Source organism: Clavibacter sp. MX14-G9D, from assembly GCF_032917815.1.
GTDB lineage: Bacteria > Actinomycetota > Actinomycetes > Actinomycetales > Microbacteriaceae > Clavibacter > Clavibacter michiganensis_K.
Genome location: NZ_JAVCVL010000051.1, coordinates 1 through 14,785, shown reverse-complemented (window position 1 = coordinate 14,785; position 14,785 = coordinate 1). Strand labels below are relative to the sequence as shown.

Here is a 14,785-nt window from a genome sequence, read left to right as displayed (position 1 = left end):
TCGCATGCGTCGCATGCGTCGCATGCGTCGCATGCGTCGCATGCGTCGCGACTACGGCGTGTAGTTCTCCACGGCCTGGATCTCGACGGGGATCTCGCGGCCGTTCGGCGCGGTGTACGCGCCCTTCCGCCCGACCTCCCAGCCGATGATGGCGGCGCCGAGCGGCGACTGCTCGCTGTAGACGTCGAGGTCGCTGTCGCCCGCGATCTCGCGGTTGCCGAGCAGGAACTTCGTCTCGTCGCCCGCGATGAGCGCGGTGACGACGGTGCCGGGCTCCACGACGCCGTGGCTCTCGGGGGCGTCCCCGACCTCGGCCGTGCGGAGCAGCTGCGTGAGCTGGCGGATGCGGGCCTCGATCTTGCCCTGCTCCTCCTTGGCGGCGTGGTAGCCGCCGTTCTCCTTGAGGTCACCCTCCTCGCGGGCGATCTCGATCTTCTTCGCGATCTCCTCGCGGCCCTGCACGCTGAGGGTGTCGAGCTCCCTGCTGAGGCGGTCGAACGCCTCCTGGGTCAGCCAGGTGACTGCCTGCTCCTGCGCCACGATGGACTCCTTGCACTCGCACGGACGCCCCGACGGATCCGTCAGGGCGAATCCCCCACTCTAGGCGGGCCAGCAGCTGTGGATCAAGCCGGTGACGGCGGGACCGGTCGTGCGGAGGCGCACCGTCTCCATCCGCTCGAACGCGTCACGGGCCGGGAGCTCGACGACCTTCCAGCCGACGATGGAGCGCTGCTCGTCCTGCGCCTGCACGGCGCACCACGCCGCCTCGCCCGCCGGCATGACGACGGAGAAGGTCACGTCGATGGTGCGGTCGTCGACGATGTCGAACGCGCGGTCGGTGGCGTCGATGGAGCCGGACGCCTGGTCGATCCCCGCCCACAGCACCCACGCGCCGAACACCACGGCGACGAGGCCGCCGGCTGTGCCGTAGAGCCAGCGCTGGCGGATCCGCGCGGGGCGCGTGCGCCCGTACCGCTCGTCGAGCGCGGCGGTGGTGGCGAGCGCGGGGACTCGGTGCTCGACGGTCTCGTCGTCCTCCGTGGAGGCGCCGGCGGGGACGGGGGAGCGGGACCCTGTCGTCACGGCAACTCCTCCACACGCACCTTGTACCCTGGAGGTCCAGACTACCGTCCCCACCCTTGGAGCCCCGTGACCCTGCGCCTCATGGCCGTGCATGCCCACCCCGACGACGAGTCGAGCAAGGGCGCGGCGACGTACACCCACTACACGCAGCAGGGTGCCGAGGTCATGGTCGTCAGCTGCACCGGCGGCGAGGCCGGCGACATCCTCAACGAGGGGCTGGCCGAGCGCGCGATGGCGGAGCGCGACCTCCCGGGCCTCCGCCGCATCGAGATGGCGCGCGCGCAGGCCGTCATGGGCGTGCAGCACCGCTGGCTCGGCTACGTCGACTCCGGCATGGCGCGCGAGGACGGCTCGCTGCCGCCCGCGAGCTTCGCGAGCATCCCGGTGGAGGTCTCGGCCGAGCCGCTCATCCGCCTCGTGCGCGAGTTCCGGCCGCACGTGCTGGTGGCGTACGACGAGAACGGCGGCTACCCGCACCCCGACCACATCCAGGCGCACGTGGTGGCCATGGAGGCGTGGCGCGAGTCCGGCGTCGCCGGCTCCTACCCCGACGCGGGCGCGCCGTGGCAGGTCTCCAAGCTCTACTTCGACCGGATCTTCAACGGCGCCAAGCTCCGCGCGGTCCGCGAGCACCTCGTCGCGGACGACGCGGCGCCCGAGATGCTCGAGGCCGTCGACGAGATGCTCGGCTGGATGGGCGACCGCCCCGACCTCGCGACGACGCACGTGGACGTGGGCGAGCACTTCGAGGCCCGCGACCGCGCGCTGCTCTCGCACGCGAGCCAGGTCGCCCCCGACAGCACGTTCTTCCGCTGGCCGCGCGACCTGCAGCAGCGGGCGTGGCCGTTCGAGGACTTCCAGCTCGTGGAGTCGCGCGTCGACGCGCCGGACGAGGAGCACGACCTCTTCGCCGGGATCGTCGACGAGGAGCGGGCGGTGCGCGCGTGATGCGCCAGGACCTCGTCCTCCGGCTCGCCGCCGCCGTCACGACGCCGAGCCCCACCCCCACGGCGGAGTTCGACCCGGACACGGTCTCCCCGGGTCCGATCGGCTTCATCGCGATCTTCTTCGTCGCGATCGTGGTGCTGCTGCTCATGGTGGACATGACGCGCCGGATCCGACGCACCCGCTACCGCGAGGAGATCCGCGGGCGACTGGAGGCCGAGAAGCTCGAGGCCGACCTCGCCCGCGACGCGGCGCCGGAACGGGGACCGCGCACGTCCCCGGCCGCGGAGGCCGCACCGGACGCTCCCGCCACGCCGGACGACCCGGCGGACCCGCCCCGCGCCTGAGCGGCGCCCGCCGGACGGGCGGCGCGCGTCAGACGGGCGGCGCGCGTCAGACGAGCGGCGGGTCGGTCGCCACCAGCAGGATCCCCGTCCAGTGGCAGAGGAACGCCACCAGCGTGAACGCGTGGAAGATCTCGTGGAAGCCGAAGCGGCCGGGCCACGGGTTCGGCCGCTTCAGCGCGTACACGACGGCGCCCACCGTGTAGGCGAGGCCGCCCGCGAGGATGAGCGTCATCATCGCGGCGTCGGCGCGGAAGAAGTCGACGATGAAGACGAGCGACGCGTAGCCGAGCACCAGGTACAGGAGCACGTAGAGCCAGCGCGGGGCGCCGATCCACAGCACGCGGAACAGCACGCCGAGGGCGGCGCCCGACCACACCAGCCAGAGCAGCAGCACCGACTTCCCGTGGGGCAGGGCCAGTACGGTGATGGGCGTGTACGAGCCGGCGATGAGCAGGAAGATGTTCGCGTGGTCCATGCGCTTCAGGAGGACCTTCGTGCGCGGCGACCAGTCGAACCGGTGGTAGACGGCCGAGACGCCGAACAGCAGCAGCGACGACGCCACGAACACGGCGCAGGCGATGCGGGCGGCGGTGCCGTCGGCCACGGCGATGAGCACGACGCCGAGCACGAGCGCCACCGGCGTCATGCCGGCGTGCAGCCATCCGCGCCAGGTGGGCCGGGGCTCGGGACCCGCGTCCTGCGCGTCCTCGACGAGCGGGAGGTGCGGGACGGGCCCGTCCTCCTCCCGGCGCGACGCTGCGGGCCGGTCCTCCGGGGTGCCGAGCGGTCCGGGGGAGGCGTCGGCGGGCGTCATCCTGCGAGTGTAGGACAGCCCCGGTGACGTCACCCGGCCGGGCGATCCGCGCTCCCGGGACGTGGGATAGCGTGGGACACGTGCGAGAGAAGCCGATCCGACCGTGGCGCGGTCTCCTCTACCGGGCGTACCAGAAGCGCATCCGCCGCGGCCTCGACCGCACCGCCCTGCCGCACCACATCGCGATGATCCTCGACGGCAACCGCCGCTGGGCGCGCCAGCTCGGCCTCGAGTCGGCGGCCCATGGACACCGTGCGGGGGCGGCGAAGTTCCTCGAGTTCCTCGAGTGGTGCGACGACCTCGACATCAAGGTCACGACGCTCTACCTGCTCTCCACCGACAACCTCACGGGCCGGGGCAGCGCCGAGCTCACGGCGCTCATCGACATCATCGGCGAGCTCGCCGAGGACCTCTCCCGGCACCGCGACTGGCGCGTCAAGCACGTCGGCTCGGACGAGGGCCTGCCGCCCGAGCTCCTCGCCCGGCTCGACGCGTCGGAGGAGCGCTCCAAGGGGAACGCGGGACTCCACATCAACCTCGCGGTCGGCTACGGCGGGCGCACCGAGATCGCGGACGCCATGCGCAGCATCGTCCAGTCGCACCACCTCGCCGGCGGCACCCTCGAGGACCTCGCGGCCCTCCTCACGCCCGACCTCATCGGCGAGCACCTCTACACGGGCGGGCAGCCGGATCCGGACCTGGTGATCCGCACCTCGGGCGAGCAGCGCATCAGCGACTTCATGCTCTGGCAGTCGGCCCACAGCGAGCTCTACTTCATGGAGGCGCTCGGGCCCGACCTCCGCGAGGTCGACTTCCTCCGCGCCCTCCGCGACTACTCCTCCCGCCAGCGCCGCTTCGGCTCCTGACGCGTCCGGCCGGGCCTCCGGGCACCGCGCCGCCCCGCGCTGCCGGCCGACGCCGCGACGCCGGGCAAGAGTTAATGTCCCTGACACATCGGGACGCGCGTGGCACTGGTCAGCGGGCGGGGTCCCGACGTAGGTTCCACTCATCGGGCACGGCGCCCGATCGAGAGGGCCGCCGCATCGCTTCTCGTCACCGTGGCCCGATCGCCGTCAGGATCCGAGCGCGAACGCTCGGGGATGGAGTGGCCCGTGGCCCCGATGGACAGCCAGAGCAGCACCGCACGGCACGCCGGCCCGGGAGGGGGGACGCGGCAGGCCGAGCGCACGTACGTGCTCGACACCTCCGTCCTCCTGTCCGACCCGCGGGCGCTGTTCCGCTTCGCCGAGCACGCGGTGGTGATCCCGGTCATCGTCATCACGGAGCTCGAGTCGAAGCGGAACGACCCCGAGATCGGCTACTTCGCCCGCCAGGCCCTCCGCCACCTCGACCAGCTCCGGGAGGAGCACGAGCGGCTCGACTTCCCCATCGAGGTGGGCGACGCCGGCGGCACCCTGCGGGTCGAGCTCAACCACTCGAGCATGGCGGCGCTCCCCAACGGGCTGCAGCTCGGCGACAACGACTCGCGGATCCTCGCGGTCGCCCTCAACCTGTCGACCGAGGGCCTCGCCGTCACGGTCGTCTCGAAGGACATGCCGCTGCGCGTGAAGGCCGCCTCCATCGGCCTCCCGGCGGAGGAGTACCGGGCCGAGCTCGCGGTCGACAGCGGCTGGACCGGCATGGCCGACGTCACGCTCTCCAGCGAGCAGATGGCCGACCTGTACGAGCGCGACACGCTCCAGACGCGGGCGGTGCAGGACCTGCCCGTGAACACGGGCGTCGTCCTCCACTCCGACCGGGGATCCGCCCTCGGCCGGGTCGTCCGCCGCGGCACCGTCAAGTCCGTGCGCGGCGACCGGGAGGTGTTCGGGCTCAAGGGGCGCTCGGCCGAGCAGCGGCTCGCGATCGACCTGCTCCTGGACCGCGAGGTGGGCATCGTGTCCCTCGGCGGCAGCGCGGGCACCGGCAAGTCGGCGCTCGCCCTCTGCGCCGCGCTCGAGGCCGTGCTGGAGAAGCAGCAGCACCGCAAGATCATGGTGTTCCGGCCGCTGTACGCGGTGGGCGGCCAGGAGCTCGGCTACCTGCCGGGCGACGCCGCGGAGAAGATGAACCCGTGGGCGCAGGCCGTGTTCGACACCCTCGGCTCGGTCGTCTCGCAGAACGTCATGGACGAGGTGGTGGAGCGGGGGATCCTCGAGGTGCTGCCGCTCACCCACATCCGCGGGCGCTCGCTGCACGACGCGTTCGTGATCGTCGACGAGGCCCAGTCGCTCGAGCGGAACGTGCTGCTCACGGTGCTCAGCCGCATCGGGCAGAACTCGCGCGTGGTGCTCACGCACGACGTGGCGCAGCGGGACAACCTGCGGGTCGGCCGGCACGACGGCGTCGCCAGCGTCATCGAGACGCTGAAGGGCCACGAGCTGTTCGGCCACATCACGCTGACGCGCTCGGAGCGGAGCGCCATCGCGGCGCTCGTCACGGGTCTGCTCGACGGCGATCCCGTGTGACGCGCGCAGCCGCCGCATGACGACGGGCGCCGGTCCCCGAGGGGACCGGCGCCCGTCGGCGTCCGTCGTGCTGTGCGCGATGCGGGGCGCGCGGCGCGCGGGCCTAGAGGCCGGGCGCCGTCATCCGCAGCACGTCGAGGCCCTGGTCGAGCTGCTCCTCGGTGATCTCGCCGCGCTCGACGTAGCCGAGGTCGACGACGGCCTCGCGCACCGTCATCTTCTGCGCGACCGAGTGCTTCGCGATCCTCGCCGCGGCCTCGTACCCGATGATGCGGTTCAGCGGCGTGACGATGGACGGCGACGACTCCGCGAGCGCGCGCGCGTGCTCCTCGTTGACGCGGAGCCCGTCGACCGTCTTGTCGGCGAGCAGGCGCGTGGAGGTCGAGAGAATGCGGATCGACTCGAGCAGCGACGAGCCCATCACGGGGATCGCGACGTTGAGCTCGAACAGGCCCGAGGCGCCCGCCCAGGCGACGGTCGCGTCGTTGCCGATGACGCGCGCGCAGACCATGAGGACGGCCTCCGGGATGACCGGGTTGACCTTGCCGGGCATGATCGAGGACCCGGGCTGGAGGTCGGGGATGTGCAGCTCGCCGAGGCCCGTGTTGGGGCCCGAGCCCATCCAGCGGATGTCGTTGCAGATCTTGGTGAGGCTCACCGCGAGCGTGCGGAGCGCGCCGGAGGCGTCGACCAGGCCGTCACGCGCGCCCTGCGCCTCGAAGTGGTCGAGCGCCTCGGTGACGGGCAGGCCGGTGTCGTCGGCGAGCACCTGGATGACCTTCTGCGGGAACCCGAGCGGCGTGTTGATGCCCGTGCCCGTGGCCGTGCCGCCGAGGGGGACCTCCGCGACGCGGGGGAGCGCGGTGCGGACGCGCTCGATGCCGAGGCGCACCTGGCGGGCGTAGCCGGCGAACTCCTGGCCGAAGGTGACCGGGGTCGCGTCCATGAGGTGCGTGCGGCCCGCCTTGACGAGCCCCTTCCACGCCTCGGCCTTCGACTCCAGCGCCTCCGCGAGGTGCTCGAGGGCGGGGATCAGCTCGGCGAGGAGCGCGCCCGTGACGGCGACGTGCACCGAGGTGGGGAACACGTCGTTCGACGACTGCGAGGCGTTGACGTGGTCGTTCGGGTGCACGGGCTTCCCGAGCGAGGACGTGGCGAGGGCCGCGAGGACCTCGTTCATGTTCATGTTCGAGCTCGTGCCGGAGCCCGTCTGGTACACGTCGATGGGGAAGTGCTCGTGGTGGGATCCGCCCGCCACCTGGTCCGCCGCGGCGACGATGGCCTCGGCGACGTCCGCGTCGATGATGCCCATCTCGCCGTTGACGATCGCGGCGGCGCGCTTGATGCGGGCCAGCGCCTGGATCTGCGCGGGCTCGAGGCCGCGGCCGGAGATGGGGAAGTTCTCGACGGCGCGCTGCGTCTGGGCGGCGTAGAGCGCGTCCCTCGGGACCCGCACCTCGCCCATCGTGTCGTGCTCGATGCGGAACTCGTCCGTCGTGCCGCTGTCTGATCCGGGGGAAGTGTCGACCACGCTGTTTCTCTCTCCTTCGGGACGGGTGATGCACCGGGCCTCGTGGGCCCGGGGTACGGGGGCGGCGCGCACACGGCGCCTTCCGGCGCGCGGGGTGGGCCTCCGCGGACGTCGCCCCTAGCGGGGGATGTCGCCCACGATGACGTCGGGCACCGCGGTGCCCTCGAGGAGCTTGTAGTTGGCGCCGACGATGGCCAGGCTACCGGCCGCCACCCGGTCGGAGATCATCTCGGAGGCCTCCAGCATGCGGGTCACGGTGTCGCGCAGGTGCTGGCGCCCGACCTCGCCCGCGTCGACCTCGGACGGCACGACGGGGTCGCCCGCCACGCGGCGGACGGCGGGCTCGATGGGGGCGATGAGGCGCGCGATGTGCGGCGGCAGCGCCTCCGCGTCGGGCGCCGCGCTCTCGATGGCCGCGCGGACGGCGCCGCACTCGTCGTGGCCGAGCACGACGATGAGCGGCACGCCCAGCACGGCGACCGCGTACTCGAGGCTGCCGAGGACCGAGTCGGAGATGATCTGGCCGGCGTTGCGCACCACGAAGAGGTCGCCGAGGCCCTTGTCGAAGATGATCTCGGCGGCGAGCCGGGAGTCGCTGCAGCCGAAGAGCGCGGCGACCGGGCGCTGCACGTGCGCGAGGGCCGCGCGGCGCTCGACGTCCTGCCGCGGGTGCTGGGGCGCGCCCTGGACGAAGCGCGCGTTGCCCTCGACCATCTCGGCCCACACCTCTGCGGGTGCCTGCGAGACCTCGTCCTGATCGGTCATCCCTCGATCCCCTCTCCGGGTGCGGTGGTGCTCGTGGCGCCGTCCGCGGGCGTCGGGGCGGGGGTGGCGGAGGAGCCCGCCGCCGTGCCCCGCGCGGCGGCGACCGCGTCGATGGCGGTGCGCAGCTCGTTGGCGTCGGCCGTGCCGTAGACCGCGTACGTGCTGTCGCCGTCGACGGCGCTCGCCGCGAGGACCACGTTGCCCGGGTCGTCGGCCTGGCCGTTGTCGTACAGGGTCCACTCGAGGCCGCCGATCTCCTCGCGGCTCACCTCCGGCGCGGACCGCAGGGTCTCGTCCAGCCAGGTGGGGTTCGCGTCGATGCCCTGGGAGATGCCGATGTAGCGGTTGCTCGGCGTGATGAGGCCGATGTACCAGACGGCGACGCCGTCGCGGCCTGCAGGCCGGATCTCGGCGTCGTTGCTCTTCCAGGCCGTGGGCAGGTCGGGCACGACGAGGGTCTGCGGGAAGCCGCCCTGCGCCTCGGCGGCCGTGGCGCCGTAGTCGACGTCGGGCAGGATCGTGGTGTTCGAGCGGGGCACCAGCGCGATGATGACCGCGACGGTGGCGACCGTGACGATGAGCGAGTACAGCAGGTTGCGGAAGGTCTGCTTGGCGCGGTGCCGGCGCGAGTCGGCGGCCTTGCGGGCGGCGGTCTCCTCGGGCGTCTCCGGCCGGCCGAGCTCGGCGACGACGTTCGGCGTGCGGTCCTTCGCCACGGTCAGCCGGCGTCGGACACGGTGGTGCGGGCGGCGTCGAGCCGTGCCTTGGCGCCGAGCAGCCACTCCTCGCAGCGGGCCGCGAGGGCCTCGCCGCGCTCCCACAGGGCGATCGACTCCTCGAGCGTGGACGCGCCCTGCTCGAGGTCGTTCACGACGCGCACCAGCGCGTCCCGGGCCTCCTCGTAGCTGAGCTCGGAGACGTCGGGCAGGCGGGCGCCGGTGTCGGTGCCGGTGTCGGCGGGGCTGGTGGGCATGGGGGAGATCCTAGCTTTCGGAGCCGGGCGCGGGCCGGGCCCCGGGGGTGGGGGACGAGGGCAGGAGGGCGGCCGACGACGGGATGTCGTCGGTGGGGCCGGTGGAGGTGGCGCCGAGCGCGCCGGCGGCGAGGCGGAGGACGAGGCCGGTGCCCGCCGGGGCGTCGGCGGGGGTGCGGAGCGCGGATCCGTCGGCGGCCTGCACGATGGCGTACCCGCGGTCGAGGACGTGCTGCGGGGACAGGGCGCGCAGCTGCCGCGAGAGCTCGCTCGTCTGCTGCACGCCGCGCTCCACGACGCGGCCGGCGAGCTCGGCGGACCGCGCGATGTAGCGGCCGAGCTCCTCGGCGCGCGAGTCGACGATCCACGCGGAGCCCGTGAGCACGGGACGGGAGCGCAGCTGCTCGATGCGGTCGATCTCCCCCCGCACCTGCGAGGTGAGGCGCATGCCGATGCGGGCGCGGGCCTGCTGCACGCGGGCGAGCTCCTCGGAGACGTCCGGCACCACGCGCTTCGCGGCGTCGGTGGGGGTGGAGGCGCGGAGGTCGGCCACGTCGTCGAGCAGGGGCCGGTCGGCCTCGTGGCCGATGGCGCTCACGAGCGGGGTGCGGCACGCGGCCGCGGTGCGCACCAGGGTCTCGTCGCTGAAGACGAGCAGGTTCTGGAAGTCGCCGCCGCCCCGGGCGATGACGATGACGTCCACCTCGGGATCCTCGTCGAGCACGCCGATGGCGCGCGTGACTTCGCCAGCAGCCCGGTCGCCCTGCACGGCGGTGTGCACGACGCGGAAGCGCACGCTCGGCCAGCGCAGCTGCGCGTTCCGGAGGACGTCCTTCTCGGCGTCGGAGTCCTTGCCGGTGATGAGGCCGATGCAGCCGGGGAGGAACGGGAGGCGCCGCTTGCGGTCGACGTCGAACAGGCCCTCCGCGCGCAGCGTCTGACGCAGGCGCTCGAGTCGCTCGAGCAGGTCGCCGAGGCCGACGTGCCGCATCTCCAGCACCTGCATGGTGAGCGTGCCGCCCTTGACCCAGTAGTTGGGCTTGACGAGCGCGACGACGCGGGCGCCCTGGCCGAGGTCGGCGGGGATCTTCGCGCGCACGGACGACCAGACCGTGAAGCTGATGGTGGCGTCGACGTCGAGGTCCTTGAGCTTGCCGTAGACGTTGCCGCCGGAGCCGCCCCACTGGGTGATCTCGCCCTCGACCCAGGCCGTGCCGAGCCGGTCGATCCAGCCCTTGACCTTGCCGGACAGCACCGAGACGGGCCACGGCGCGTCGACGGTCGGGGCCCCCGCGGCTGGCATGGACACGGTGCGCGTCTCGCTCATGGCTCCCCACTCGGCGCCCAGCGCGGGCGCATACAATCGGTTGCGTGACTACAGCGACCACTGACCAGCGACTCGTGGGAGCACCCGTCGTCAGCCTGTCGATGCCCCGGATGCCCGGCGTCCGCAACAGGCTCAAGGATAACCCGGTGGACGGACCCAAGAAGGTCCTGCTCGCCGCTCCGCGGGGCTACTGCGCCGGCGTCGACCGCGCCGTCGTCGCCGTCGAGAAGGCCCTCGAGCGCTACGGCGCCCCCGTCTACGTGCGGAAGCAGATCGTCCACAACGTGCACGTCGTCTCCACCCTCGAGCGCATGGGCGCGATCTTCGTGGAGGAGGTCGACGAGGTGCCCACCGGCGCCCACGTCGTCTTCAGCGCCCACGGCGTCTCGCCGGCCGTCGTGCAGGGCGCCGCCGACCGCGGCCTCCAGGCCATCGACGCGACCTGCCCGCTGGTCACCAAGGTCCACCGCGAGGCCGTGCGCTTCGCGAAGGCCGACAAGCAGATCCTGCTCATCGGCCACGAGGGCCACGAGGAGGTCGAGGGCACCGCGGGCGAGGCGCCCGAGCAGACCATCGTCGTCAACTCCCCGGAGCACGCCGATACCATCGAGGTGCGGGACCCGGACAACCTGGTCTGGCTGTCCCAGACCACGCTCTCGGTCGACGAGACCATGGAGACCGTCCGCCGCCTCCGCGCGCGCTTCCCGAACCTGCAGGACCCGCCGAGCGACGACATCTGCTACGCCACGCAGAACCGCCAGGTGGCCATCAAGAAGGTCGCGGTCGACGCCGACCTCGTCATCGTCATCGGCTCCGCGAACAGCTCCAACTCGGTCCGACTCGTCGAGGTGGCACTCGAGTACGGCGCGAAGGCGTCCTACCGCGTGGACTACGCCTCCGAGGTCAAGCAGGAGTGGCTGGACGGCGTGCAGACGGTCGGCGTCACGAGCGGCGCCTCCGTCCCCGAGGTGCTCGTGCAGGAGCTCCTCGACGACCTCGCCGACGCCGGCTACGGCGACGTGACCGCGGTCGTGACCGCCGAGGAGGACCTCGTGTTCTCGCTCCCCAAGGAGCTGCGCAAGGACCAGTCCGGCAACACGGACTCGCGCGCCATCGGCGGGCGCACCCGCGCGTGAGCGACGACGACGGGCAGCGCCGCTCCGGCCGGCCCGCCCCGCGCTTCGGCGAGTACGCGTCCCCGTCGTCCTCCGCGGGCGGCTCCTCGGAGCTGTCCGAGGCCGATGCGCGCATCGTCGCCGAGGCGGCCGCCTACCGCGAGGCCGCGGCCGCCCGGGACGCCCCGGGTGGCGAGGGCGTCGCGAAGGGCAGGAAGGCCGGCAAGCAGGCGGCGCCCCAGACCCTCGCCGAGCAGATGGCGGCGGAGCGCAAGGCCGCGCGCGAGCGCCAGCAGGCCGAGCGCCGCGACGCCGAGAAGGCCGCGGTGGACGCGCGTCGCGCATCCGAGAGGACCGCGGCGACGGAGCGCCGGGATGCACGACGTGCACCCGCTCCCGCGCGCCCGGATCCCGCTCCGGACCAGCCCGCCGGCTCGGCACCCAGCGCGCCGCCCGGACGCCCCGGCTACCTCGCCGGCCAGGAGCCGCGTCGTGCGCCGCGGCGGTTCGACGCGGCCATCACCATCGGCCTGCTCGCCGCCGGGCTCGTGAACGTGGCCGGCAGCATCGGCGCCAACTCGGATCCCTCGCAGGCCATCGACCAGTCCTACGCCCTCTTCGGCGGCGGCACCTACACGGTCACGCCGCAGACGGCGGTCATCGGCATCGCGGTCAACGTCGTGAACGTGGTCGTGTTCGTGCTGACCGCCTGGATCGCCCTCGAGCTCGTCAAGCGCCGCCGCATGGCGTTCTGGGTGCCCATCGCGGGCGCGGTCCTCGCCACCGTCATCACGAGCGTGCTCGTGCTGACGCTCATCATCCAGGACCCGGCGTTCCAGCAGATCATGTCGAACGGCGGGCCCTGACGCCCGCATGCACGCGAACGACGGCGGGGCCGGTCCACCAGGACCGGCCCCGCCGTCGTGTCCCCCGCGAGTAGCGGGAGCGCGACCGCCGTCGCTAGCTCTGCGACTTCCCGTGCGAGCCGAGCTGGCGCGTGGCCTCGACGACGCGGGCGGCCATGGCCGACTCCGCCGTCTTGCCCCAGGCGCGCGGGTCGTACGTCTTCTTGTCGCCCACCTCGCCGTCGACCTTGAGGAAGCCGTCGTAGTTGCGGAGCACCGAGTCGGCGATGGAGCGGCTGAACGCGTACTGCGTGTCGGTGTCGATGTTCATCTTCACGACGCCGTTGCGCACGGCCTCGGCGATCTCGTCGTCGGAGGAGCCGGATCCGCCGTGGAAGACGAGGTCGAACGGCTTCTCGGACGTGCCGTACTTCGACTGGATGCCGTCCTGGATCTCCTTGAGGAGCGACGGGCGCAGCTGCACGCCGCCGGGCTTGTACACGCCGTGCACGTTGCCGAAGGTGAGGGCGGCCATGTAGCGGCCCTGGTCGCCGAGGCCGAGGGCCTCGACGGTGGAGATGGCGTCCTCGAGGGTCGTGTAGAGGTGCGCGCCGGTGTCGTGGCTGACGCCGTCCTCCTCGCCGCCGACGACGCCGATCTCGACCTCGAGGATGGCGTTGATGGCCTTCATGCGGGGGAGCAGGTCGGTCGCGATGTCGAGGTTCTCGTTGAGCGGGATGGCCGAGCCGTCCCACATGTGCGACTGGAAGATGGGGTTGCGGCCCGCGCGGACCTCCTCCTCGCTGGCCTCGATCATGGGGATGACGAAGCCGTCGAGGGCGTCCTTCGGGCAGTGGTCGGTGTGCAGCGCGACCGTGATGGGGTAGTTCTTGGCGACCTCGGTGGCGAAGCGCGCGAAGGCGAGGGCGCCCGCCGCGCGGTTCTTCACGGTGTGGCCGGAGAAGTAGTCGGCGCCGCCCGTGGTGACCTGGATGATGCCGTCGGAGCCGGCGTCCGTGAGCCCCTGGAGGACCGCGTTGATGGTCTGCGAGGACGAGACGTTGACCGCGGGGTAGGCGAATCCGCCGGACTTGGCGCGATCCAGCATCTCGGCGTACTGCTCGGGGGTTGCTACGGGCATGGTGCATCTCCTTCGGCGGATCCACGGCGACGCCGTGCGGCTGACGCGGGCCCTCGGCGGCCGGTGGGAGGTGCTCCCGCGGCCGGGCCCCGCGTGCTCGCCACTCTACCGAGCGGTCGCGTCGGCGTCCCCGGACGCCCGGGGAGCGGATGCGGCTGACGTGAACTCGTCCGCCGACAGCTCGCGCGCGGTGGCCTCGAGCGGCGCGAGGGTGCCGATGACCTTGGACTCGTCGAGCCGGCTGAGGCGGCGGGCGGTGGGCAGCACCTGGCGCTCCAGGGATCCGACGACGCGGTTGTAGTCGCCGACGGCGCCCGTGAGGGAGCGGCCGAGCTTCGCGATGTGCTCGCCGCTGGTGGCGAGGCGGGCGTGCAGCTCGCGGCTGAGGTCGAAGAGCTGCTTCGCGTCCTCCGTGAGGACCTCCTGCTGCCAGCTGAACGCGACGGTCTTGAGCACCGACCACAGCGTGACGGGGGAGGAGAGGGCGACCCGGCGGCTGAACGCGAACTCCATGATGCTCGGATCCGCCTCGAGCGCGGACGACACCAGGGACTCGCTCGGGATGAACGCGATGACCATCTCCGGGCTCGCGTCGAGCCCCTCCCAGTAGGCCCGGCTGCCGAGCGCCGTGATGTGGTCGCGGACGGCCTGCACGTGCTGCTTCATGAGGTGGTCGCGTCGTGCGCCCTCGGGGCCGGTGGCGGAGGCGGGGATGGCGCTCGCCTCGAGGTACGCGGTGAAGGGCGCCTTCGCGTCCACCGCGATGTTCTTGCCGCCCGGCAGGTGCACCACCATGTCCGGCCGGCCGACGCCCTGGGCGGTGGAGACGCTGGTCTGCACGTCGAAGTCGACGCGGTGGATGAGGCCCGCGGCCTCCACGACGCTGCGCAGCTGCGTCTCGCCCCACACGCCGCGCGTGCTGTTCGAGCGGAGCGCGGACGCGAGCGTCTCGGCGGTGGCGCGCAGCCGCTCCTCCGCCTCCGTGGCGCTCCGCAGCTGCTCGCTCAGCTCGCCGTGCTGCTGGCGGCGCTGCTCCTCGAGCTCGTGCACCTTCGCCTGAACCTGCTTGAGGCTCTCCGCGACCGGGCTGAGCGCCGTGAGCACCCGGCCGTCCTCCTCGGTGCGGGCCACCTCGGCGCGCTGGACCTCGCGCAGCCGCGACTGCAGCTCCGCGATGCGGTCCTCCTGCTGGCCGATCTGCTCGCGGAGGTTCGACTCCTGGGCGTCCAGCCGCTCGCGGTGCAGCGCGTCCTGCGCCTGGGCGCGCTCCGCGTACTGCGCGGTGGCCTGCCCGACCTGCTCCTCGGCGAGGCGCTCCGTGCGGTCCAGCTGCTCCCGGAGGGCCGCGACGGTGGCCTCCGCGGCGGCGAGGCGGGCGGCCTCTCCCGCGCGGCCCGGCGCATCCACCCCCGCGCGGGCGCGGGACACGGC

At 72.9% G+C, this 14,785-nt stretch carries 16 protein-coding genes; 6 read left to right on the top strand and 10 right to left on the bottom strand.

Going from position 1 to position 14,785, the window contains the following annotated elements; translation table 11 throughout:
- Positions 1–51: 51 nt before the first annotated feature.
- Both greA and Q6969_RS06645 read right to left on the bottom strand, forming a co-directional pair.
- Positions 52–540: a transcription elongation factor GreA gene (gene greA / locus Q6969_RS06650; RefSeq protein WP_191147184.1), complete on the bottom strand. Its 489-nt coding sequence runs from the start codon at positions 538–540 to the stop codon at positions 52–54.
- A 60-nt stretch (positions 541–600) separates the two neighbouring features.
- Complete coding sequence (locus Q6969_RS06645) at positions 601–1,083, bottom strand: DUF4307 domain-containing protein (RefSeq protein ID WP_317229727.1); 483 nt, start codon at positions 1,081–1,083, stop codon at positions 601–603.
- Positions 1,084–1,149: 66 nt separating this feature from the next.
- Between Q6969_RS06645 and mca the strand changes: the two genes are divergently transcribed.
- Positions 1,150–2,031, top strand: coding sequence for a mycothiol conjugate amidase Mca (gene mca, locus Q6969_RS06640; protein WP_317229726.1), 882 nt, complete (start codon positions 1,150–1,152; stop codon positions 2,029–2,031).
- The gene (locus Q6969_RS06635) at positions 2,031–2,375 is read left to right on the top strand and encodes a hypothetical protein (protein WP_317229730.1); all 345 of its coding nucleotides are present in this window, start codon (positions 2,031–2,033) and stop codon (positions 2,373–2,375) included. The genes mca and Q6969_RS06635 overlap by 1 nt, the downstream gene beginning before the upstream one ends.
- Positions 2,376–2,421: 46 nt before the next feature.
- On the opposite strand, the gene Q6969_RS06630 is transcribed toward Q6969_RS06635, so the two are convergent.
- A complete protein-coding gene (locus Q6969_RS06630; RefSeq protein ID WP_317229725.1) occupies positions 2,422–3,189 on the bottom strand; it encodes a hemolysin III family protein in 768 nt (255 codons plus the stop codon).
- A gap of 80 nt (positions 3,190–3,269) precedes the next feature.
- On the opposite strand from Q6969_RS06630, the gene Q6969_RS06625 reads away from it, so the two are divergent.
- Both Q6969_RS06625 and Q6969_RS06620 read left to right on the top strand, forming a co-directional pair.
- Positions 3,270–4,055 (top strand): isoprenyl transferase, encoded by a 786-nt coding sequence (locus tag Q6969_RS06625; protein WP_317229724.1) that lies wholly within the window; start codon positions 3,270–3,272, stop codon positions 4,053–4,055.
- A gap of 255 nt (positions 4,056–4,310) precedes the next feature.
- A complete protein-coding gene (locus Q6969_RS06620) occupies positions 4,311–5,657 on the top strand; it encodes a PhoH family protein (RefSeq protein WP_317229729.1) in 1,347 nt (448 codons plus the stop codon).
- A 103-nt stretch (positions 5,658–5,760) separates the two neighbouring features.
- On the opposite strand, the gene Q6969_RS06615 is transcribed toward Q6969_RS06620, so the two are convergent.
- From Q6969_RS06615 to xseA, 5 genes are all read right to left on the bottom strand, one after another.
- A complete protein-coding gene (locus Q6969_RS06615) occupies positions 5,761–7,188 on the bottom strand; it encodes a class II fumarate hydratase (protein WP_317229723.1) in 1,428 nt (475 codons plus the stop codon).
- Positions 7,189–7,305: 117 nt separating this feature from the next.
- Entirely contained in the window at positions 7,306–7,953 is a 648-nt protein-coding gene (locus tag Q6969_RS06610) for a carbonic anhydrase (protein ID WP_317229722.1), read from the bottom strand.
- Positions 7,950–8,669, bottom strand: a complete 720-nt coding sequence (locus Q6969_RS06605) for a DUF4245 domain-containing protein (RefSeq protein WP_317229721.1) — start codon at positions 8,667–8,669, stop codon at positions 7,950–7,952. Before Q6969_RS06605 ends, Q6969_RS06610 begins: the two co-directional genes overlap by 4 nt.
- A 2-nt stretch (positions 8,670–8,671) precedes the next feature.
- Positions 8,672–8,926 carry an exodeoxyribonuclease VII small subunit gene (locus tag Q6969_RS06600; RefSeq protein WP_317229720.1) on the bottom strand — a complete coding sequence of 85 codons (255 nt, stop codon included), beginning with the start codon at positions 8,924–8,926 and terminating at the stop codon, positions 8,672–8,674.
- 10 nt (positions 8,927–8,936) lie between these two features.
- A complete protein-coding gene (gene xseA / locus Q6969_RS06595) occupies positions 8,937–10,253 on the bottom strand; it encodes an exodeoxyribonuclease VII large subunit (RefSeq protein ID WP_317229719.1) in 1,317 nt (438 codons plus the stop codon).
- Between the two features lie 101 nt (positions 10,254–10,354).
- Between xseA and Q6969_RS06590 the strand changes: the two genes are divergently transcribed.
- Both Q6969_RS06590 and Q6969_RS06585 read left to right on the top strand, forming a co-directional pair.
- A complete protein-coding gene (locus tag Q6969_RS06590; protein WP_317229728.1) occupies positions 10,355–11,389 on the top strand; it encodes a 4-hydroxy-3-methylbut-2-enyl diphosphate reductase in 1,035 nt (344 codons plus the stop codon).
- Entirely contained in the window at positions 11,386–12,234 is an 849-nt protein-coding gene (locus tag Q6969_RS06585; RefSeq protein WP_317229718.1) for a DUF6264 family protein, read from the top strand. Before Q6969_RS06590 ends, Q6969_RS06585 begins: the two co-directional genes overlap by 4 nt.
- A 94-nt stretch (positions 12,235–12,328) precedes the next feature.
- Here Q6969_RS06585 and fbaA read toward each other — a convergent pair whose 3' ends face one another.
- Together fbaA and Q6969_RS06575 are read right to left on the bottom strand one after the other, a co-directional pair.
- Positions 12,329–13,354 (bottom strand): class II fructose-bisphosphate aldolase, encoded by a 1,026-nt coding sequence (gene fbaA, locus Q6969_RS06580; RefSeq protein WP_317229717.1) that lies wholly within the window; start codon positions 13,352–13,354, stop codon positions 12,329–12,331.
- Between the two features lie 105 nt (positions 13,355–13,459).
- The coding region (locus Q6969_RS06575) for a DNA recombination protein RmuC (protein ID WP_317229716.1) at positions 13,460–14,785 on the bottom strand (1,326 nt) is incomplete at its 5' end.

Excerpts from the sequence above, each read along its gene's own strand:
- Q6969_RS06600 (WP_317229720.1), bottom strand. The coding sequence starts at position 8,926 with ATGCCCACCAGCCCCGCCGACACCGGCACCGACACCGGCGCCCGCCTG.
- xseA (WP_317229719.1), bottom strand. The coding sequence starts at position 10,253 with ATGAGCGAGACGCGCACCGTGTCCATGCCAGCCGCGGGGGCCCCGACC.
- Q6969_RS06610 (WP_317229722.1), bottom strand. The coding sequence starts at position 7,953 with ATGACCGATCAGGACGAGGTCTCGCAGGCACCCGCAGAGGTGTGGGCC.
- Q6969_RS06630 (WP_317229725.1), bottom strand. The coding sequence starts at position 3,189 with ATGACGCCCGCCGACGCCTCCCCCGGACCGCTCGGCACCCCGGAGGAC.
- Q6969_RS06620 (WP_317229729.1), top strand. The coding sequence starts at position 4,311 with ATGGACAGCCAGAGCAGCACCGCACGGCACGCCGGCCCGGGAGGGGGG.
- Q6969_RS06590 (WP_317229728.1), top strand. The coding sequence starts at position 10,355 with ATGCCCCGGATGCCCGGCGTCCGCAACAGGCTCAAGGATAACCCGGTG.
- Q6969_RS06635 (WP_317229730.1), top strand. The coding sequence starts at position 2,031 with ATGCGCCAGGACCTCGTCCTCCGGCTCGCCGCCGCCGTCACGACGCCG.
- fbaA (WP_317229717.1), bottom strand. The coding sequence starts at position 13,354 with ATGCCCGTAGCAACCCCCGAGCAGTACGCCGAGATGCTGGATCGCGCC.